Here is a 246-nt window from a genome sequence, read left to right on the forward strand (position 1 = left end):
ATCATACGCTGCTGTTGCTGGGGCTTACGCCGAGTGCGATGGAACATGTGCGCACGGTGGCGGCCAGCTGCGGTTTTAGAACCCGCGCCGACGACCCGGCAAATTACGCCATTCCCTGCTCTGGGGCAGGTGCTTGCGCATCCGCCCATTATGCCACCCGGCAAGCGGCAACGGATCTCGTTGATATCGCCCCCGAACTGCTCGACGGTTCGCTCAAGGTGCATTTGTCAGGCTGCGGAAAGGGCT

Annotated in this window: 1 pseudogene; it reads left to right on the forward strand. The window is 61.8% G+C overall.

What is annotated here, in order from left to right:
- Positions 1–246 (forward strand): annotated as a pseudogene (locus tag ACPYOI_RS36705) (precorrin-3B synthase); the annotation flags it as partial.

This window comes from Rhizobium sp. SVR5-2C, from assembly GCF_056755115.1.